At 69.8% G+C, this 19,199-nt stretch carries 18 protein-coding genes; 13 read left to right on the forward strand and 5 right to left on the reverse strand.

Annotated features, from left to right (window positions below; all coding sequences use genetic code 11):
• Positions 1 to 60: 60 nt before the first annotated feature.
• The gene (locus NP095_RS07240) at positions 61 to 1,008 is read left to right on the forward strand and encodes a DUF2510 domain-containing protein (RefSeq protein WP_232416614.1); all 948 of its coding nucleotides are present in this window, start codon (positions 61 to 63) and stop codon (positions 1,006 to 1,008) included.
• 166 nt (positions 1,009 to 1,174) lie between these two features.
• Here NP095_RS07240 and NP095_RS07245 read toward each other — a convergent pair whose 3' ends face one another.
• Positions 1,175 to 2,215, reverse strand: a complete 1,041-nt coding sequence (locus NP095_RS07245) for an NAD(P)-dependent alcohol dehydrogenase (RefSeq protein WP_256766133.1) — start codon at positions 2,213 to 2,215, stop codon at positions 1,175 to 1,177.
• A gap of 94 nt (positions 2,216 to 2,309) precedes the next feature.
• Between NP095_RS07245 and NP095_RS07250 the strand changes: the two genes are divergently transcribed.
• From NP095_RS07250 to pyrF, 9 genes are all read left to right on the forward strand, one after another.
• Positions 2,310 to 2,954 carry a TetR/AcrR family transcriptional regulator gene (locus tag NP095_RS07250; RefSeq protein ID WP_232416599.1) on the forward strand — a complete coding sequence of 215 codons (645 nt, stop codon included), beginning with the start codon at positions 2,310 to 2,312 and terminating at the stop codon, positions 2,952 to 2,954.
• A gap of 226 nt (positions 2,955 to 3,180) precedes the next feature.
• Positions 3,181 to 3,759, forward strand: a complete 579-nt coding sequence (locus NP095_RS07255; protein ID WP_232416598.1) for a dihydrofolate reductase family protein — start codon at positions 3,181 to 3,183, stop codon at positions 3,757 to 3,759.
• A gap of 53 nt (positions 3,760 to 3,812) precedes the next feature.
• The gene (locus tag NP095_RS07260; protein WP_255668654.1) at positions 3,813 to 3,941 is read left to right on the forward strand and encodes a hypothetical protein; all 129 of its coding nucleotides are present in this window, start codon (positions 3,813 to 3,815) and stop codon (positions 3,939 to 3,941) included.
• A 568-nt stretch (positions 3,942 to 4,509) separates the two neighbouring features.
• The gene (gene pyrR / locus NP095_RS07265) at positions 4,510 to 5,067 is read left to right on the forward strand and encodes a bifunctional pyr operon transcriptional regulator/uracil phosphoribosyltransferase PyrR (protein WP_439647415.1); all 558 of its coding nucleotides are present in this window, start codon (positions 4,510 to 4,512) and stop codon (positions 5,065 to 5,067) included.
• Positions 5,064 to 5,996 (forward strand): aspartate carbamoyltransferase catalytic subunit, encoded by a 933-nt coding sequence (locus tag NP095_RS07270; RefSeq protein WP_232416596.1) that lies wholly within the window; start codon positions 5,064 to 5,066, stop codon positions 5,994 to 5,996. The genes pyrR and NP095_RS07270 overlap by 4 nt, the downstream gene beginning before the upstream one ends.
• A complete protein-coding gene (locus NP095_RS07275) occupies positions 5,993 to 7,270 on the forward strand; it encodes a dihydroorotase (protein ID WP_232416595.1) in 1,278 nt (425 codons plus the stop codon). Before NP095_RS07270 ends, NP095_RS07275 begins: the two co-directional genes overlap by 4 nt.
• Entirely contained in the window at positions 7,267 to 8,391 is a 1,125-nt protein-coding gene (carA, locus tag NP095_RS07280; protein WP_232416593.1) for a glutamine-hydrolyzing carbamoyl-phosphate synthase small subunit, read from the forward strand. Before NP095_RS07275 ends, carA begins: the two co-directional genes overlap by 4 nt.
• Positions 8,375 to 11,689: a carbamoyl-phosphate synthase large subunit gene (carB, locus tag NP095_RS07285; protein ID WP_232416592.1), complete on the forward strand. Its 3,315-nt coding sequence runs from the start codon at positions 8,375 to 8,377 to the stop codon at positions 11,687 to 11,689. Before carA ends, carB begins: the two co-directional genes overlap by 17 nt.
• Positions 11,686 to 12,507: an orotidine-5'-phosphate decarboxylase gene (pyrF, locus tag NP095_RS07290; protein ID WP_232416590.1), complete on the forward strand. Its 822-nt coding sequence runs from the start codon at positions 11,686 to 11,688 to the stop codon at positions 12,505 to 12,507. Before carB ends, pyrF begins: the two co-directional genes overlap by 4 nt.
• A 77-nt stretch (positions 12,508 to 12,584) precedes the next feature.
• Here the strand turns inward: pyrF and NP095_RS07295 are convergent, their stop codons facing one another.
• Genes NP095_RS07295 through NP095_RS07310 form a run of 4 tightly spaced genes read right to left on the reverse strand, consistent with a single transcriptional unit; the run spans position 12,585 to position 17,741 of the window.
• Complete coding sequence (locus tag NP095_RS07295) at positions 12,585 to 14,981, reverse strand: CHAT domain-containing protein (RefSeq protein WP_232416588.1); 2,397 nt, start codon at positions 14,979 to 14,981, stop codon at positions 12,585 to 12,587.
• A gap of 48 nt (positions 14,982 to 15,029) precedes the next feature.
• Entirely contained in the window at positions 15,030 to 16,700 is a 1,671-nt protein-coding gene (locus NP095_RS07300; protein ID WP_232416586.1) for a S8/S53 family peptidase, read from the reverse strand.
• A 10-nt stretch (positions 16,701 to 16,710) separates the two neighbouring features.
• Positions 16,711 to 17,148, reverse strand: coding sequence for a hypothetical protein (locus NP095_RS07305; RefSeq protein WP_232416585.1), 438 nt, complete (start codon positions 17,146 to 17,148; stop codon positions 16,711 to 16,713).
• On the reverse strand, positions 17,145 to 17,741 hold the full coding sequence (locus NP095_RS07310; RefSeq protein ID WP_232416583.1) for an RNA polymerase sigma factor: 597 nt from the start codon (positions 17,739 to 17,741) through the stop codon (positions 17,145 to 17,147). The genes NP095_RS07305 and NP095_RS07310 overlap by 4 nt, the downstream gene beginning before the upstream one ends.
• 103 nt (positions 17,742 to 17,844) lie before the next feature.
• Here NP095_RS07310 and NP095_RS07315 point away from each other — a divergent pair, with 103 nt between their 5' ends.
• Genes NP095_RS07315 through gmk form a run of 3 tightly spaced genes read left to right on the forward strand, consistent with a single transcriptional unit; the run spans position 17,845 to position 19,196 of the window.
• On the forward strand, positions 17,845 to 18,276 hold the full coding sequence (locus tag NP095_RS07315; RefSeq protein ID WP_232416582.1) for a hypothetical protein: 432 nt from the start codon (positions 17,845 to 17,847) through the stop codon (positions 18,274 to 18,276).
• Positions 18,277 to 18,286: 10 nt separating this feature from the next.
• Entirely contained in the window at positions 18,287 to 18,607 is a 321-nt protein-coding gene (gene mihF, locus NP095_RS07320) for an integration host factor, actinobacterial type (protein ID WP_232416580.1), read from the forward strand.
• Positions 18,600 to 19,196, forward strand: coding sequence for a guanylate kinase (gene gmk / locus NP095_RS07325; RefSeq protein WP_232416578.1), 597 nt, complete (start codon positions 18,600 to 18,602; stop codon positions 19,194 to 19,196). Before mihF ends, gmk begins: the two co-directional genes overlap by 8 nt.
• The last annotated feature ends 3 nt before the right edge of the window (positions 19,197 to 19,199 follow it).

Genomic DNA, 19,199 nt, shown 5'->3' on the forward strand with positions numbered 1-19,199 from the left:
CGAGCCGTCATCTCAGTCAATTCGGCATCAATCGACGGCCGCGCGTGGGACGCTCGCCTGATGACGAACGGCGCCCTGCCCCCTGCCGGCTGGTATCCAGATGCGGAGGGCGAGCTGCGCTACTGGGACGGTGCGGCCTGGACCGATCACACGGCGAGCAACTATCGGTACGCACAGGGCGCAGACCGGCAGACACCCACGAGCCTTGCGCGCGAGAACCCTTCGGCGAGAGCGAAGGTTCCATGGGCTCGTCGGTGGAAGGTCTGGCTGGTGGCAGGCTGCGCGGTCCTCCTCGGGATCGGGGCTCTCGGAGCTGCCGCCACCCCGGACAACGCCGACGACCCCAAGCCGCAGTCCGTCCAGGCAACCGAATCTGCTCCGACGGCGGAGCAGACCACGCCCAGCCCCGAACCGTCTCCCACGCCCACCGAGGAACCAGCGGAAGAGCCCGTTGTCCTTCTGGTCATGAAGGACCAGAAGGACGGCGATTCCTGGGTGGGATCAGATGGCAAGGAGTACCGCCTGGGGCTCGTCAACACGCCGGAGCGGAACGAGAAGTGCGGCCCTGAGGCGACCGCTTTCACGCGCGACTTCCTCAGCGACGGATTCACGGCCGATGCGTACGCGACTGACACGTACGGTCGCGAGGTCGCGGAGGTGTTTGACCCGAAGGGCAGGTCGCTCAATGTCGAGCTCGCCAAGAGCGGACTCGGCGATGGCCGCTACCTCGATCAGTTCCGCCATGAGAACCCGGACCTGGCTCGTCGTCTCGACCGTGCCTTGGCGTCGGCTGCCAAGCCGGGCTGCCGGAAGTCTGCGGCACCGGTGCCCCTCGTCCAGAAGCCCCGCAAGACCAAGGCCCCAGCGAAGGACTGCATGGCCGGGTACTCACCATGCTTGCCGATCGTTGACGACCTCGACTGCGGCGAGATCGGCCACCCCGTCACGGTGACCGGCAACGATCCGTACCGGCTGGACCGGGACGGCGACGGCACTGGGTGCGACTAGACGCCACGCAACCCGGGTGCCCTGGAACCTCCTCTTCCCGCGCGTCACTGGCGGTGACATGACGCGGCTTCGGGGTTGGTCCGGAGACATGTTTGCCTGGCACGGCGTGTGCGGGCTATGACTGCGATCGGTACCGATAGGGGACTAGTGGATCGACGGCTGTGTCTCAGCTGAGGTCCGTGAGGTCCAGGACGAATCGATAGCGGACGTCGTTGCGGGCGAGCCGGTCCAGCGCGGTCGCGACCGCGCTGGACGGCAGCACTTCGACGTCGGCAGTGATGCCGTGTCGGCCGCAGAAGTCGAGGAGGTCCTGGGTGGCTGGCCTGCCTCCGCTGCCGCCGGATGACAGGCTCTTGCGACCGACCAGGAGCGCCATGGTTTCGATGGTCACCGTGCCGAGGTGTCCGAGGGAGCACAGAGTGCCGTCGAGCGCGACGGTCGCAAGGTAAGGCGTCAGGTCGTGGGCGGCCGAGACGGTGTCAATGAGCAGGTCGTGGGAGTTGGCGACTGCGGCCATCGCCGCCTCGTCAGTTGAGACAACGACGTGGTGAGCGCCCAGTTCGCGCGCGTCCTCCGACTTGCTCGGCGAGGTGGTGAAGACCGTGACCTCGGCGCCGAGCGCGTGCGCGAGCTTGACCGCGACGTGGCCGAGCCCGCCCAGGCCGACCACGCCGACCCGGGTTCCGGGGCCGACCTGCCAGCGGCGTAGCGGCTCCCAGACGGTGATGCCGGCACACATCAGCGGTGCGACGGCGGCGGGGTCCAGGCCGGGCGGACGGTGGTAGACGAACCGATCGCGCACGACGTACTCCGCGGCGTACGCGCCGTGGGTCAACGTGCCGTCGAGGCGATCGCGTCCGCCGTAGGTGAGGGTAGGGAACTCCTGGCAGAAGTTCTCCTGGCCGGCCCGGCACATCGGGCAGGAGCCGCAGGAGTCCACGATGTTGCCGACCGCGACCGGGTCTCCGACGGCGAACGCCGTCACCGCGGCACCGATAGCAGTGACCTCCCCGACGAACTCATGACCGGGCACGACCGGAAAGGCACTCGACTCCGAGGCCCCGAGCGCGTGCAAGTCGCTGTGGCAGACCCCGCAGTGCGTCACCCGCACCGCCACGTCGTCGGATCGCAGGTCGCGTCGCTCGATCGTCACCCGCTCAAGGGTCGAGCCGGGTGTTGTCGCCTGGTAGGCGGTGGTGCTTCGCATCTCGCGCTCCTAAAAACCAACTGGTTAGTCTGTCTCTGGAGGTTAGCAACACGAAGTCGCGGTTGCCAAACAGACTGGTTGGTACTCTCAGACTGTGAGCGCGCCACGATCCGCGGGTCCCTCCCTGACGAGCAAGGGTGAGGCCACCCGCCAACGAATCCTCGAGGCCGCGACCGACGAGTTCGCCCGGCACGGGATCGCCGGGGCTCGGGTCGACCGGATCGCCGCCGCCGCTGCCACGAACAAGGCCCAGCTCTACTCCTACTTCGGAAGCAAGGACCAACTCTTCGACACCGTCTTCGCGGCGTCGCTGGAGCGGATCATGGAGGTCGTACCGATCTCCGCCGACGACCTCGCCGACTGGGCGGTGCGGTTGTACGACGAGTACCTCGACCGCCCCGACCTGATCCGGCTCGCGACCTGGGCCCGGCTCGAACGACAGCCGACGGGGCACCTTACGGGCGACGACAGCATCGATGAGCCCAAGCTCACGGCGATCGCGTCGGCACAGCGGTCAGGCGCCATCAGCGACGTCGCCGGCCGGGCTGACCCGTTCGACGTGATGGCGATGGTGATCGCGATGTCGATGGCGTGGTCACCCGTGAGCAACGTCTACGCCGCGACCGCGGACGAGCCGGCCGCCGTCCACGAACGGCGCCGCGATCTGCTCCGCGAGACGGTACGGCGCGCCTTCGAACCACAGGACCATGAGCCGCGGCCCGTTGCTGTACGTCGGTGAGCCGGTTGGTGCTGCCATAGCGGCGGTAAGACGCAGATCCTGGAGTGCGCGACTTGCGGCAGATGCGGGCGCGCCACTGAGCCTGGGCCTCGGGACATGTCTGCGCACATCCGTCTTGCGGTTCCGCGCGGCTGAAGGGGCGACATCTGCTTGCTTCGTCGACTCGGATAGTTGATGGTCGAAGTCACAGCAGATAGCCGCCGCTTCGGTGGCGGAGGAGTACACGATGACCGCGACCTACACCTGGGACGTCTTCTCCACACTGGACGGCTATGGCTCGTTCGGCCCGGAGGGCGACTGGGGCGGCTACTGGGGCAAGCAGGGACCTGAGCTGCTCGAACACCGCGCCGCTCTCTTCGACACCGAGCAACGGATGATCTTTGGAGCCACCACTTTCCGGGAGAACGCCGAGGTTCTGTGTCGCACCGACGACCCGAACAATCAGGACGAGTGGAACCTTCGGATGCTGCGAATGCCCGCCACCGTCATCTCCTCCACCCTGCATGACACCCTCGGCTGGCCGAACGCGACCATCGTCAGCGGCGACGCTGTCAGCATTGTCTCCAGGCTGAAGGACGAATCAGACATCCCTCTGCGCTCACAGGCCAGCTTGTCGCTGAACTGGTCGCTGATGGCCGCAGGTCTGGTCGACCGCCTTAAAGTCACGATCTTCCCTGTGATCTCAGGGCGGACCGGAACCAGCCCCATCCTCAAGGGAGCGGGCGATTTCGACCTGGAGCTGCTGGAGAGCCGCACCTTCGACCGGCGCACCCAAGAGCTGGTCTACCGACCTAGTCGCCGCTAACCAGATACAACCCACGCAACTTCCGCCAACTCCGTCAGTGAGAGGTGATGAACATGTCTGACAATGACGAGATCGGAAAGCTCTCGGCTACGCAGCCGAACACCAATCTGAAGACGCTCGACAAACTGGTCGGCACCTGGACCGTGTCGGGTGGGGCTGAGGGCACGGTCATCTACGAGTGAACCGAGGGAGGGTTCTTCCTGCTGCAGCACGTCGACCTGGGCGGCAACTAGGGCCTCGAAGTCATCGGTCACGAATCCAAGTACGGCGAGGAACCGAGCGTCGACATCCGGTCTCGTTACTACGGATTCTCGGAGGGAGAGACCCTCGACTACACCTATGAGGTCCTCGACGACACGCTCACGATCCGGATGGGCGAACGCTAATCGCTGGCGTACTACCAAGGCACGTTCGATCAGGAGGGAAACACCCTCACGGGCGCGTGGCACTATCCGGGCGGTGGCGGATACTCGACGACCTCGACCCGCGTGGTCGACTGAAGATCGAATCTCGGCAGGAGCGGATGTGCACCTGGCGTGCGTGCCCATAAACGGCGAAATGCCGCAGCTGCCCTGCCGAACGCGAATCGGTTCGGCGCTTCAGCGCGTCGATTGAGCGGGAGCGGATCTGAACGGAAGTATTTCCGTCGCAATAGCCAACGGCCACGCGTCAGCCGTCCCGCGGGTGCGGAGGAGTCCAACGCAAGCCCACTGGTAACCTGACGAAGAACCATCCTTTAACCACCGTCCTGTGAGGCGGAGAAGGAGGTCGGCTTTGAGCACCGTCATGGATGCCACCGACATCTCGCGTGCGCTGACACGCATCACCCACGAGATCCTTGAGCGCAATCGCGACGCCGAAGGCGTGGTGATCCTGGGGATTCCCACCCGCGGCGTCGAACTCGCCGAGCGCATCGCCGCGAAGATGGCCGAGGTCGAGGGGACCACCATCAAGCCCGGCGCTCTCGACGTCACGATGTACCGCGACGACCTGCGACTGAAGGCTCCGCGCGCGCTGGAGCGCACCAACGTCCCCGAGGACATCGACGGTCGCGTCGTCGTCCTGGTCGACGACGTGCTGATGAGCGGCCGCACGATCCGCGCCGCGCTCGACGCGCTCAGCGACCTCGGCCGCCCGAAGGCCGTGCAGTTGGCCGTCCTGGTCGACCGCGGCCACCGCGAGCTGCCGATCCGGGCCGACTTCGTGGGCAAGAACCTGCCCACCTCGAAGAGCGAGAAGGTCCGCGTCCGGCTCACCGAGACCGACGGCGCCGATGACTCCGTCTCGATCGAGGGGAGTGACGCATGAAGCACCTCCTGAGCGCCGGCGACCTGAGCCGCGACGAGGCCACGCTGATCCTCGACACCGCCGAGCAGCTGCTCAGCGTCGCGCAGCGGCCGATCAAGAAGCTGCCCACCCTGCGCGGGCGCACGATCGTCAACCTGTTCTTCGAGGACTCGACCCGTACGCGGATCAGCTTCGAGGCCGCGGCCAAGCGCCTCTCGGCCGACGTCATCAACTTCAGCGCCAAGGGCTCCAGCGTCAGCAAGGGGGAGTCCCTCAAGGACACCGCGCTGACCCTGCAGGCCATGGGCGCCGACGCGGTCGTCATCCGCCACCACGCCTCGGGCGCGCCGCACCGCCTCGCCACCTCCGCGTGGACCAAGGGTGCGGTCGTCAACGCCGGCGACGGCACCCACGAGCACCCCACGCAGGCGCTGCTCGACGCGTTCACGATGCGCTCGCACCTGGGCGACCTCGAGGGCAAGAACGTCACGATCGTCGGCGACGTCCTGCACAGCCGCGTCGCCCGCTCGAACGCGCTGCTGCTCGACACGCTCGGCGCCAACGTCACGCTCGTCGCCCCGCCGACGCTGCTGCCGGTGGGCGTCGAGACCTGGCCCGTCGAGACCTCCTACAACCTCGACGCGAGCCTGGAGAAGGCCGACGCGGTGATGATGCTGCGCGTCCAGCGCGAGCGGATGAACGCCTCGTACTTCCCGAGCGCCCGCGAGTACAGCCGCCGCTACGGGCTCGACGTCGCCCGCATGAACCGCCTGCCCGACCACGCCATCGTCATGCACCCCGGACCGATGAACCGCGGCATGGAGATCGGAGCCGACGTCGCCGACAGCGACCGCTCCGTCATCGTCGAGCAGGTCACCAACGGCGTCGCCGTCCGCATGGCCGTCCTGTACCTGCTGCTGGGCGGCGCCACCGAAGGAGAGAACGCATGAGCACCGTCATCAAGGGCGCCCGCATCCTGGGCGACGAGGTGGCCGACATCCTCATCGAGGGCGGTGTCATCACCCAGATCGGCACCGACCTGAACGGTGACGAGACCGTCGACGCCGAGGGCCTCATCGCCCTGCCCGGCCTCGTCGACCTGCACACCCACCTGCGCGAGCCCGGCCGCGAGGACGCCGAGACCGTCCTCACCGGAACCCAGGCCGCCGCGCGCGGCGGCTTCACCTGCGTCTTCGCGATGGCCAACACCGAGCCCGTCGCCGACACCGCCGGTGTCGTCGAGCAGGTCTGGCGCCTGGGCCGCGAGCACGGCTACGCCGACGTCCAGCCCATCGGCGCCGTCACCGTCGGCCTGGCGGGGGAGCACCTCGCCGAGCTGGGCGCGATGGCCGATTCGGCCGCCCAGGTCCGCGTCTTCAGCGACGACGGCAAGTGCGTCAGCGACGCCGTCCTCATGCGACGCGCCCTGGAGTACGTCAAGGCGTTCGACGGCGTCATCGCCCAGCACGCGCAGGAGCCGCGCCTCACCGAAGGCGCCCAGATGAACGAGGGTCCGCTCTCGGGCGAGCTCGGCCTCACCGGCTGGCCCGCCGTCGCCGAGGAGGCGATCATCGCCCGCGACGTGCTGCTGGCCGAGCACGTCGGCAGCCGCCTGCACGTGTGCCACCTGTCCACGCGCGGCTCGGTCGAGATCGTCCGCTGGGCCAAGAGCCGAGGCATCGACGTCACCGCCGAGGTCACGCCCCACCACCTGCTGCTCGACGACGAGCTGGTCCGCAGCTACGACCCGATCTACAAGGTCAACCCGCCGCTGCGCAGCAAGGACGATGTCCTGGCCGTCCGCGAGGGCCTGGCCGACGGCACGATCGACATCGTCGCCACCGACCACGCTCCGCACCCCATGGAGGACAAGGAGTGCGAGTGGCAGGCCGCGGCCTTCGGCATGATCGGCCTCGAGACCGCCCTGTCGATCGTGCAGCAGACCATGGTCGACACCGGCGCCCTGACCTGGGCCCGCGTCGCCGAGGTCATGAGCGCCAACCCGGCTCGCATCGGCCGCGCCACCACCCACGGCCGCCCGCTGGCGGTCGGCGAACCCGCCCACGTGGTGCTCTACGACCCGACGGCGAAGCGTACGATCGAACCCGCCGACACCGCGAGTCTCTCGCGCAACACGCCGTACGCCGGAAGGGAACTTCCCGGCCGCGTGGTCGCGACGTTCCTCGCCGGCAAGCCCACCGTCCTGGAAGGAAAGCTGCAGTGACGTTCACCCCCGCCATCCTCGTGCTCGAGGACGGACGCACCTTCCGCGGTCGTTCGTACGGCGCGACCGGCACCACCATCGCCGAGATCGTCTTCAACACCGGCATGACCGGCTACCAGGAGACGCTCACCGACCCGTCGTACCGCGGCCAGATCGTCGTCATGACGGCCCCGCACATCGGCAACACCGGCGCCAACCCCGAGGACTTCGAGTCCGGCCGGGTCTGGGTCGACGGCTACGTCGTGCGCGACCCCGCCCGCCAGCGCTCCAACTGGCGCTCCGACCGCACCCTCGACGAGCTGCTCGCCGAGCAGGGCGTCGTCGGCATCAGCGGCATCGACACCCGCGCCCTGACCCGCCACCTGCGCGAGCGCGGCTCCATGCGCGCCGGCATCAGCACCGAGGTCCTCGACCCCGAGAAGCTGCTCGAGCAGGTGCAGCAGGCGCCCGCCATGACCGGCTCGAACTACCTCGCCGACGTCACCGTTCCCGAGGCGCACGTCGTCCCGGCCGAGGGCGAGAAGAAGTACACCGTCGTCGCGCTCGACCTGGGCATCAAGGGCATGACCCCCAAGCTCATGGCCAAGCGCGGCATCGAGGTGCACGTGCTGCCCGCCACCGCGACGCTCGACGAGGTGCTCGCTGTCGAGCCCGACGGCGTCTTCATGTCGAACGGCCCCGGCGACCCGGCCACCGCCGACCACCAGGTCGAGCTGGTTCAGGGCGTCCTCGAGCGCGGCACGCCGTACTTCGGCATCTGCCTGGGCAACCAGATCTTCGGCCGCGCCCTCGGACGCGGCACCTACAAGCTCAAGTACGGACACCGCGGCGTCAACCAGCCGGTGCAGGACCGCACGACCGGCAAGGTCGAGATCACCGCGCACAACCACGGGTTCGCCGTGGACGCGCCGCTCGACGAGGACTTCGAGACGCCCTTCGGGCCGGCCCGGGTCACCCACGTGTGCCTGAACGACGACGTCGTCGAGGGCATCGCGCTGCTGAACCAGCCCGGCTTCAGCGTCCAGTACCACCCCGAGGCCGCCGCGGGTCCGCACGACGCCGGCTACCTCTTCGACCGCTTCACCGACCTCATGGAGGCAGCTCGTGCCGAAGCGCACTGACATCGAGTCCGTTCTCGTCATCGGGTCCGGCCCGATCGTCATCGGCCAGGCGGCCGAGTTCGACTACTCCGGCACCCAGGCCTGCCGCGTCCTGCGCGAGGAGGGCCTGCGGGTCATCCTGGTCAACTCCAACCCGGCCACGATCATGACCGACCCGGAGTTCGCCGACGCCACGTACGTCGAGCCGATCACGCCCGAGTACGTCGAGAAGGTCATCGCCGCCGAGCGTCCCGACGCGCTGCTGGCCACCCTGGGCGGCCAGACCGCCCTCAACGCGGCCATCGAGCTGGACAAGCGCGGCATCCTCGAGAAGTACGGCGTCGAGCTGATCGGCGCGTCCATCGACGCGATCGAGAAGGGCGAGAACCGCGAGTCCTTCAAGCGGATCGTCGAGGGCCTGCCCGCCGAGTGGGGCGCCGAGGTCGCCAAGTCCGTCATCTGCCACACGATGGCCGAGTGCGAGGCCGGCGTCGACGAGCTCGGCGGCTACCCGGTCGTCGTGCGCCCCTCCTTCACGATGGGCGGCTCGGGCTCCGGCCTGGCGTACAACCATGAAGACCTGCTGCGCATCGCCGGCAGCGGCCTGGCGCTCAGCCCCACCACCGAGGTGCTCCTGGAGGAGTCCATCCTCGGCTGGAAGGAGTACGAGCTCGAGGTCATGCGCGACACCGCCGACAACGTGGTGATCGTCTGCTCGATCGAGAACCTCGACCCGATGGGCGTCCACACCGGCGACTCGATCACCGTCGCCCCGGCGATGACGCTGACCGACGTCGAGTACCAGCGCCTGCGTGACATCTCGATCGGTGTCATCCGCGAGGTCGGCGTCGACACCGGCGGCTGCAACATCCAGTTCGCGGTCAACCCGGTCGACGGCCGCATCGTCGTCATCGAGATGAACCCCCGCGTCTCGCGCTCGTCGGCGCTGGCGTCGAAGGCCACCGGCTTCCCGATCGCCAAGATCGCCGCCAAGGTCGCCATCGGCTACACGCTCGACGAGATCCCCAACGACATCACGCAGGAGACCCCGGCCAGCTTCGAGCCGAGCCTGGACTACGTCGTCGTCAAGGTGCCGCGGTTCGCGTTCGAGAAGTTCCCGGCCGCCGACGCCACGCTGACGACGCACATGAAGTCCGTCGGCGAGGCCATGGCGATCGGCCGCAACTTCACCGAGGCGCTGCAGAAGGCGCTGCGCTCGCTCGACCGGCCCGCCGCCGCGTTCTCGTGGGAGCGCGAGTGGGTCGACCTGGACAAGGACGACCTGCTGCAGCGGGCCTCCGTGCCGCACGACGGCCGGCTCAAGCTGGTCATGGATGCGCTGCGCGCCGGGGCCACCCCCGACGAGGTCTTCGAGGCCACGCGCATCGACCCGTGGTTCGTCGACCAGCTGGCGCTGCTCAACGAGGTCGCCGCCGAGCTGAACGCGGCCGAGCGGCTCACGCCCGACCTGCTGCGTCACGCCAAGCGTCACGGTTTCTCGGACGCGCAGATCGGTCGCATCCGCGGCATGTCCGAGGACGTCGTCCGCGGCGTCCGGCACGCGCTCGGTGTCCGCCCGGTCTACAAGACCGTCGACACCTGCGCCGCCGAGTTCGCCGCCAAGACGCCGTACCACTACTCGTCGTACGACGAGGAGACCGAGGTCGAGCCGCGCGAGCGTCCGGCCGTGCTGATCCTGGGCTCCGGCCCGAACCGCATCGGCCAGGGCATCGAGTTCGACTACTCGTGCGTGCACGCGTCGCTGGCGCTGTCCGACGCCGGCTACGAGACCGTCATGGTCAACTGCAACCCCGAGACCGTCTCGACCGACTACGACACGAGCGACCGGCTGTACTTCGAGCCGTTGACGCTCGAGGACGTGCTCGAGGTCGTGCACGCCGAGTCGCTCGCCGGCCCCATCGCGGGCGTCGTCGTGCAGCTCGGCGGCCAGACCCCGCTGGGTCTCGCGGCCGGGCTCAAGGCCAACGGCGTGCCCGTCGTGGGCACCCAGCCCGAGGCGATCGACCTCGCCGAGGAGCGCGGCGCCTTCGGCCGCGTCCTGGCCGAGGCCGGACTGCCCGCGCCCAAGCACGGCACCGCCACCACGTTCGACGGCGCCAAGCGCATCGCCGACGAGATCGGCTACCCGGTACTGGTCCGCCCGTCCTACGTGCTCGGCGGCCGTGGCATGGAGATCGTCTACGACGAGGAGTCGCTCTCGACCTACATCGAGAACGCCACCGAGATCTCGCCCGACCGGCCCGTGCTGGTCGATCGCTTCCTCGACGACGCGGTCGAGATCGACGTCGACGCCCTGTTCGACGGCGAGGAGCTGTTCCTCGGCGGCGTCATGGAGCACATCGAGGAGGCCGGCGTCCACTCCGGCGACTCGGCGTGCGCCCTGCCCCCGATCACCCTGGGCACCCTCGAGATCGACCGCATTCGCGCTTCGACCGAGGCCATCGCCCGCGGCGTCGGCGTGCACGGACTGCTGAACATCCAGTTCGCGCTCAGCTCGGACACGCTCTACGTGCTCGAGGCCAACCCGCGCGCCTCGCGCACCGTGCCGTTCGTCTCCAAGGCCACGGCGACCCCGCTGGCCAAGGCCGCCGCCCGGATCATGCTCGGCGAGTCCATCGCCGACCTGCGTGCCGCCGGTGTCCTGCCCGCCGAGGGCGACGGGGGCCGGCTGCCGGCCACCGCGCCGATCGCGGTCAAGGAGGCGGTCATGCCGTTCAACCGCTTCCGGACCTACGACGGTCGCTATGTCGACACGTTGCTCGGCCCGGAGATGCGCTCGACCGGCGAGGTCATGGGCATCGACGCCTCCTTCGGCTCGGCGTTCGCCAAGAGCCAGTCGGCGTCCGGACCGCAGAACGGCCTGCCCACCTCGGGCACGGTCTTCGTGTCCGTCGCCAACCGCGACAAGCGCCACATGATCTTCCCGATCAAGCGCCTGGCCGATCTGGGCTTCGAGATCCTCGCGACCAGCGGCACCGCCGAGGTCCTGCAGCGCAACGGCGTCAAGGCCACGGTCCTGCGCAAGCTGCACGAGGAGGGCTCCACGGGAAGCACGGTGGTCGAGAAGATCAACGACCGCGAGGTCCAGCTGATCGTCAACACCCCGCACGGTCTGGGCAGCGGCGTCAACGCCCGTGTCGACGGCTACGAGATCCGCACGGCCGCGGTGGCCGAGGGCATCCCGTGCCTCACGACCGTGCAGGCGCTGGCCGCCGCGGTCCAGGGCATCGAGGCCGAGATCGCCGGCAGCATCGGCGTGCGCTCGCTGCAGTCCTGGGCGGAGACGGTGACGCGATGAGCTTCGGCAGCCGCGCCCAGGTGGCGATGCAGGCGTACGGTCCGCTGTGCGTCGGCATCGATCCGCACCCCCACCTGTTGGAGGAGTGGGGGCTGGAGGACTCGGTCGAGGGACTCGACCGGTTCGCCGCCACCTGCGTCGAGGCGTTCGCCGGCAAGGTCGCGTTCGTGAAGCCGCAGTCGGCGTTCTTCGAGCGCTTCGGCGCCCGCGGCGTCGCCATCCTGGAGCGCACGCTGCAGGACCTGCGGCACACCGGGTCGCTGACGATCCTGGACGTCAAGCGCGGGGACATCGGCAGCACCACCGAGGCCTACGCCGACGCCTACCTCGACGACGACGCGCCGATGGCCGCCGACGCGATCACCGTCAGCCCGTACCTGGGCTTCGGCTCGCTGACGCCGTTCTTCGCGGCTGCCGAGAAGAACGACGCCGGCGTGTTCGTGTTGGCGTTCACCTCGAACCCCGAGGCCATCCGGTTGCAGACCGCGAAGACCTCGTCGGGGATGACGGTGGGCGACCAGGTCCTGGCCCAGTTGGCCCTGGCCAACGAGGGTGCCGAGCCGATGGGCTCCTTCGGCGCCGTCATCGGCGCACGGGTGGCCCACGTGGACACGCGCAGGCTCGACATCAACGGCCCGATCCTGGTGCCCGGGTTCGGCGCCCAGGGCGGCACGGTCGAGCACCTGCGCGAGCTGTTCGGACCGGTGCGCGACTCGATCGTCCCCAGCACCTCGCGCGAGGTGCTGGCGAAGGGCCCCGACGTCATCGCGCTGCGCGCCGCCGCGGCCGCCGCGAACGACTCGCTGTCGCTCCTCTAGTCCGAATTTTGCTCCCATTTCCACTTTTCAGAGGGTTTGAAAGGTCGAAATGGGAGCAAATCTCGGGGCGGCGCGAGTCACCAACCGGCGCCGAAGCAGACGAACGAGGTCGGCCGGTCGGCGGTGGCCTCGGCCAGCGCGACGCCTGGGGGAGTGCCGCCGGCCATGAGCCGGTGCACGTCCTGCAGCACCTCGCAGGCCTCGTCGTCGGCGACGGCCGCGGGCGAGGCGATCACGCAGCGGGCCCCGGCGTGGAGCCACGCGTTCACCATCCCGAGCGACTCCTCGGCCCAGCGCTGGGTCGAGCGACCGACCTCGCAGGCCGAGAGGATCACGACGTCCGGGACCTGGGCCAGTCGATCGAGGTCGTAGCCGAAGAGTGGTCCGTCGGCGAGGAGCACGCCCGAGAACAGGGGGTTCTCGACCGCGTGCCTGCCGTGGGCCGAGACGTGGAGCAGATCGGCTCCATCGGCTGCATGGAGCGTGGCCGCGACGGTGGCCGCGTCGTCGGTGAGGGTCACCGCTCCCGGCCATCGGGCTGCCGACTGCTTGACCTCCTCGATGGCACGCGCGACGTCGGGTCCGGCCACGAACGCGGCCTCCTGGGGGACCGGCACGCCGCGCGTGGCGAGCCAGCGGGTGGCGGTCACGGGGACCGTCACGGGGCGCCCGATGAAGCCGGGCAGCATCGACCACGGCAACCCCGAGAGCAGCCCGGCCGGAGTGATCACCAGGCGGCGATCGCCCACGGAGGACAGGACCGGGTCGACCAGCATCCTCGCGAGCTCGGTCAGGCGGCGGTCGCGTGAGGCACGCACCGCGTTCGCCAGGGCCGGGTTCCACCTCGATGCCGCCATGTCGAGGTCGGCCTGCAGCCCGGCGAGCCGCTCGACCAACGGCTCCTGCGGACCGAGTTCGATCACGACGCGGGTGTCGTCGGTGATCACGAGGGCGTGGAGGCGGCGCCGGTCCCACACGTAGCTGACCAGGGCGTCCTCGGCGCCGAGGGAGGAGACGAGGTCCGAGGGCTCGACGACCTCGCCGATCTGGCCAGACCCCCGCGACAGCCAGACCCGGTGGCGCACCCGGCCGCGCAGCCGGGACAGCTCATCGGCCTCCGGCGATCCCTCCTCGGGCTCGGTGATCGTCAGTCGTCGGATGCGGCTGAGGTCGGCCGCCAGTTCCGGGTCGTGCGGGGGCCGGACCGGGACGACCCGACTGCTCAGCTCACGGGTTCGCTCGGACCACTCGAACACCAGCGCCGGGTCCTGGGACGCCAACGCCACCCTGATCCCGGTCAGCGCGAGCGCGCGCCCACTGCCGGCGACGCCGGACGCGAGGTCGAGACTGCCGAACGTCGACTGCCAGTGGTGGAGCAGGTCCAACCCACGGCGCAGGTCCGCGAGAGCCTGGCGCCGCCGACCGCGCGCCAGCGAGCGCGCCGCCAACGCGACGGACTCCAGGAGTCGTTCGGTCAGGGAGTCACGCTCGGTGGTCCGCCCCCGGCGCAACAGCGCGGTGGCCCGGTTGAGGTCCCCGGTCGTCACCGCCTGCCGCGCGGCGAGCAGGTCCAGCAGCTGTGCCGGATGGTCGAGTCCGAGCTGTCGCAGCGCACGGGACGTCTCGTCGGCCCGATCGAGCCACGCCTTGTCGGGAGGGAACAACGAGGCCTCGGCGGCCAGGGCGACGGTGTCGGCGCGCAGCGCCCACCACTCACTGCCGGTGCCCCGCAGGCGTCGTGCCGCCTGCCGGGCCAGGCGCCGTGCCCGCCGTGGGTCGCTGAACAGCAGCACCCGGGCGGCCGTCGCCTCGCACTCGCCCTGGTGCTGGCGCAGGCGTGACTGGGCGAAGACCCGGGCGGCGCCGAGAATCAGCCCAACCGCCTCACGGGTCTGCCCAGCCGCCAGCAGGGCCTCGGCGATGTCCTGGTCGCAGACAGCGGCGGCGACGGGGGAGAGGTCCGCGAGGTGGCCGCGTGCGGTGTCCATCGCCTCCAGCGCGACGACGAGCTCGCCGGCCTGCAACGCCGCGTAGCCGTCGTTGTGCATGGCCTGGGCCCACCCGGTCTCGTCGGCGCCCGCGTCGTACAGCCGGGCCGCCTCCTGGAAGTCGCGGCGCGCCAGGTCGTTGCGCCACTGCTGCAGGTGCAGCACGCCGCGGTTCATCAGCGCGTTGGCCCGCGCCGAGCCGGTCAGGGCCGGCACCGCGAGGTCGTAGAGCGCGGCGGCGCGCTCGGCGTCGCCGTTGTTCAGGTGCAGGGTGGCGCGCTGGCTGTGCACGAGGGCACGGGTCGGAGGCGTGTCCGCGAGTCTCGCCGCCTCGTCACACCACCGCAGGGCGGCCAGCTGATCCCCCAGCGCCGATTCGACGTGCGACAGGTTCAGCATGATGCGCACGGCCAGATCGGGTTCGGTGTTGCGCTCCAAGGCGGTCGCCAGCAGACGAAGCGCCGTGCGGAACCGGCCCGCATCCATGGCTGCCCGGCCCCGCCGATGGAGTTCAACGGCCGAGAGCATGCCTCGTCACCGGGGCTCGGTCAGACGCCGGATGGCGTCGCTCGCGCGCTCGATCGCGACGTCGTGGTCCTCGGTCGCTTCCACGGCGGGCAGGTTCTTCGCGAGCTCGGTGGCCAGCTCGGCCGCGAAGACGGGCGCCGCGAACGACGAGCCGCTCCACACGGCGAAGCCGCTGGAGAAGTCGTCCGGGTCGATGGTCTCGCGGACCCGACCTTGGAAGGTCGCCCTCGCGATGGCCTGCAGCCCACCCTCGAACGGCGGAATGGTGCTGACCAGGGACGCCCCCGGTCGGTAGGCGTGCACCCAGGGGCCGGTGTTGGTGAACATGGCATCGGTCCGGCCGTTCGGGTTCAGCGCGCCGACGGCCACGATGGGGGTGGCCCGCGGGTCACGCAGGATCACCTCGTCGCGCACATCAGCCCAGGGCCCGAAGGCGGCGGGGAACAGCGGTCGCGACGTGGCGTCGTTGCCGGCCGCGCACACGACGGCCGTTCCCGTGCGACCGATCAGGGCCAGCAGCTCGTAGAGCGTCGGATCGAACTCCAGGTCGTACGGGGTCTCGTGGTAGTAGCCGAAGGACAGGTTCAGCACGTCCAGGTCCTTCCCGCCTCCCTCGTCGCCGGCACGGACGAGCTGGACGATCCGGGCGAGGGCGACGACGAAGTCGGACTCGGCCAGCGTCCCGTCGGAGTCCATCACCCGCCACCAGTGGATGTCGGCGTCGGCGCAGCCCTGGTGGAGCAGTCCCACGACGAAGGTGCCGTGGCCGGACGCGTCGTCGATGGAGCCGTCGAGCGGGCCAGAGACGTTGCCGAGGGTCTCGGGGTCGGTGCGGGGGTCGGTCTTGCCGATCACGACACCCTGCATGAGCCCCGATCCGTCCTTGACGGCGCCGTTCGTGAACCACGGGTGCTGGCCGCACCCGGAGTCGAGCACGCCGATCCGCGGCCGCCGTGGCCCGTTCGGCTTGTCGGCGGAGCGGTGCGGCGGAGGACCGACCCAAGCCACGGGCTGGCGACCGCCGGAGCCCTGCTCGCCGTAGGAGTCGACGGCCACACTGGCGCCGCGGGTGAACGGAGCGCCGCGGGTGAAGGGCGCACCCCGGGTGAACGGCGCGCCGCGCGTGAAGGGCGCGCCGCGGGTGAAGGGCGCACCCCGGGTGAACGGCGCGCCGCGCGTGAACGGGCTGCTCTGCATCACGTGGTCGAGGCCGATGCCCTGCAGCAGGTCGATCCCGGCCCCGAGAGCACGGGCCGCCTGCAACAGCGTCCAGGCGTCCGGCGGCCGCGCGAGCGACTCGGCGGTCGCGGAGATGACGACGCGCGCCATGCCGACGTAGCCCGTGGCCCACGGGTACCGCTCGGTCCGCTCGCGGCGTTCCTCCTCGGACTCCTCGATCACGATCCGGGGATACGTCGGGTCCTCCTCGACGAGCCAGTTGAACGTGCCCGCCGCCGCCTGCAACAGCTCGATCGCCGCGTCGACGTCGACGAGGGTCGAGATCAGCAGCTTGGTGGAGAGGTACGCCGTCGGATGCGTCTCGGCGCCGTTGGGGCTGACTGTCGCTCGGGACGGGTCGAGGGTCGCACCCTCACGGGCGGCCGCACTCTCGAGCTCATCGTCCCGCTCCCAGGGGTCCTGCTCCTCCCACGGTGGCTCGTTGCCAGTCGGACGCATCCGGTGCTCCTCAGATCTCGAAGGTGGGGGTTGCGAGCTCGGCGTCGCCGAGGAAGTAGATGCGGATCAGCCCGGCCGGCAGGGCGTCGAACTCGAACCGCCCGTCCGTCACGTCGCCGGTCCAGGTGCGATCACCCGCGGTCAGCCGCGCCTGGGTCGGCGCGGCGCCGGTGACCCAGCCGTCGATCCGGCGGATCGACTCGTCGACCGTCGCGATCCGCAGCAGCACCGAGGTCTCGTCGTGCGAGAACTCGATGGTCATCACGCCCGATCCGCGCGTGCCCACGAGCTCGCTGGTGCGGCTCATCAGGCTCAGGAGCTCGTACTCGGAGTCGAGATCCTCGGCGGCGACGACGGCGATCATCGCGTCGACCAGGTGCGCGGGCGGCGGGTCGACGGCCTCGTACATGGCCCGCAGGTCGGTGAAGACCGGTTCACGTTCAGTCATGACGAGGCCCCCTTGGCGATGACGGACTTGAGCTTCTCGAGGCAGCGCCGGCGCGTCGGGCCGATGCTGCCCACCGGCATCCCGAGGTCCTCGGAGATGTGGTGGTAGTCGGGCCGGTCGTCGAAGGCGATCACCCGCAACAGCCGCTGGCACCGCTCGTTCAGCTGTGCGACCGCGGCCCACAGCCGGTGGTTCTCGTCGGCCTCGACCGCCTCGGACTCGGCGGCGCGCGTGGTCGGCAGGACCGGCGCCAGGGCCTCGTCGTCGGTGGCGTCCTCGCGTCGGTTCCGCGAGGCCACCCGCCACGCCTGCCGGCGCGCGGTGATGATGAGCCACGAGGCCACGGCGCGGGGGTTCTCGACCGCGTCGGCCTTGCGGACCAGGGTCAGCCAGGTGAACTGGATGACGTCCTCACAGACGTCCTCATCGAGCCGGTAGGCGCGGACCACGTGCCACAGCACCGGGGTCATCTCACGCACCAGCTCGTCGATCGCCGCTCGGTCCCCGTCACGCCAGCGTGCGAAGGCCTCGCCGGATCGGATCCAGGGGCCGTCGTCGTCTTCTGCTGGTTCGTGTGACTTGCTGTCGGTCACAGGTTTCATTGTGCGCACATCCGGGACGAGCCGAGAAGGGTTTCGGCTGATACATGCGGACCGGGAGCATCGTCCGGCCAGCCCGCACCGGTAGCCTGTCGGGGTGCGACGACCCATCCTGCTGCTCTGTCTGGTCCTCGGTCTGGGCACGCTGACGGGGTGTTCCGGCGGTGGTCCGTACTGCGACGCGATCGACGACGCGAAGGAGCCACTGACCTCCTTCGGCAAGCAGACCGACGCCGCCTTCGCCTCGTACGCCAAGGTCACGAAGGACATCGCCGAGGTCGCGCCGGAGGACGTCAAGAAGGAGTGGCAGGCCATCGCCAAGGCCACCCGCAAGGTCGTCGTCGCGCACCGCAAGGCCGATTTCCGTCTGCAGGACATGAAGGACGAGGTCAAGGTGAACGCGCTGTCCCAGCAGGACATCGACCGCATCACCGCCGCCCACGAGGCCTTCAACGACACCCGGTCCCAGCGGGTCGCGGTCGTCGAGAACGTGGACGACGAGTGCGGCATCGACCTGTCCGAGAAGTGAGGAGTTGATCGTGGCCCTGCCCGAACTGACCGACGAACAGCGCCGCCAGGCGCTGGCCAAGGCCGCCGAGGCGCGCCAGGTGCGTGCCGAGGTGAAGAACCGGCTGCGCCACTCCGGCGCCACGGTCGCCCAGGTGCTGGCCGAGGCAAAGCGCAACGAGGCGATCGCCAAGATCAAGGTGCTCGACCTGCTGCAGAGCATCCCGGGCATCGGCAAGCTGACCGCCCAGCAGATCATGGACGACCTCAAGATCGCCCAGAGCCGCCGTCTGCGCGGGCTCGGCGCCAACCAGGCCAAGGTCCTCATCGCCGAGATCGCCCGCCGTGGCTGATCCGCAGCGTCCGGCGCGCGGCCGGCTGATCGTGCTGGCCGGCCCCACCGCCGTCGGCAAGGGCACGGTGGCGGCCTGGGTCCGCGAGCACCACCCCGAGATCTGGATGTCGGTCTCGGCCACGACGCGTCCGCCGCGTCCCGGCGAGATCGAGGGCGAGCACTACCACTTCGTCTCGAACGAGGAGTTCGACCGGCTGGTCGCCCACGACGGGCTGCTCGAGTGGGCCGTTGTCCACGGGGTCAACCGCTACGGCACTCCGCGCGCCGCGGTGGAGGAGAAGCTGGCGCAGGGCGAGTCCGTCCTGCTCGAGATCGATCTGCAGGGCGCGCGTCAGGTGCGCGCGCACATGCCGGAGGCCTATCTGGTGTTCCTGGCGCCGCCCAGCTGGGAGGAACTGGTGAACCGCCTCGTCGGGCGCGGCACCGAGACCGAGGCCGAGCGCGAGCGGCGCCTGGAGACGGCGCGCGAGGAGCTGGCGGCGGTCTCGGAGTTCGACACCACCATCGTCAACACCGAAGTCGATGAAGCAGGGCGCGAGTTGGTAGACTTGTTCAGATCCCACCCGACGGCCGACCCTGCCGGGTGACCC

Origin of the sequence: Aeromicrobium duanguangcaii (assembly GCF_024508295.1) — a bacterium.
In the GTDB taxonomy this organism is placed as follows: Bacteria; Actinomycetota; Actinomycetes; order Propionibacteriales; family Nocardioidaceae; genus Aeromicrobium; species Aeromicrobium duanguangcaii.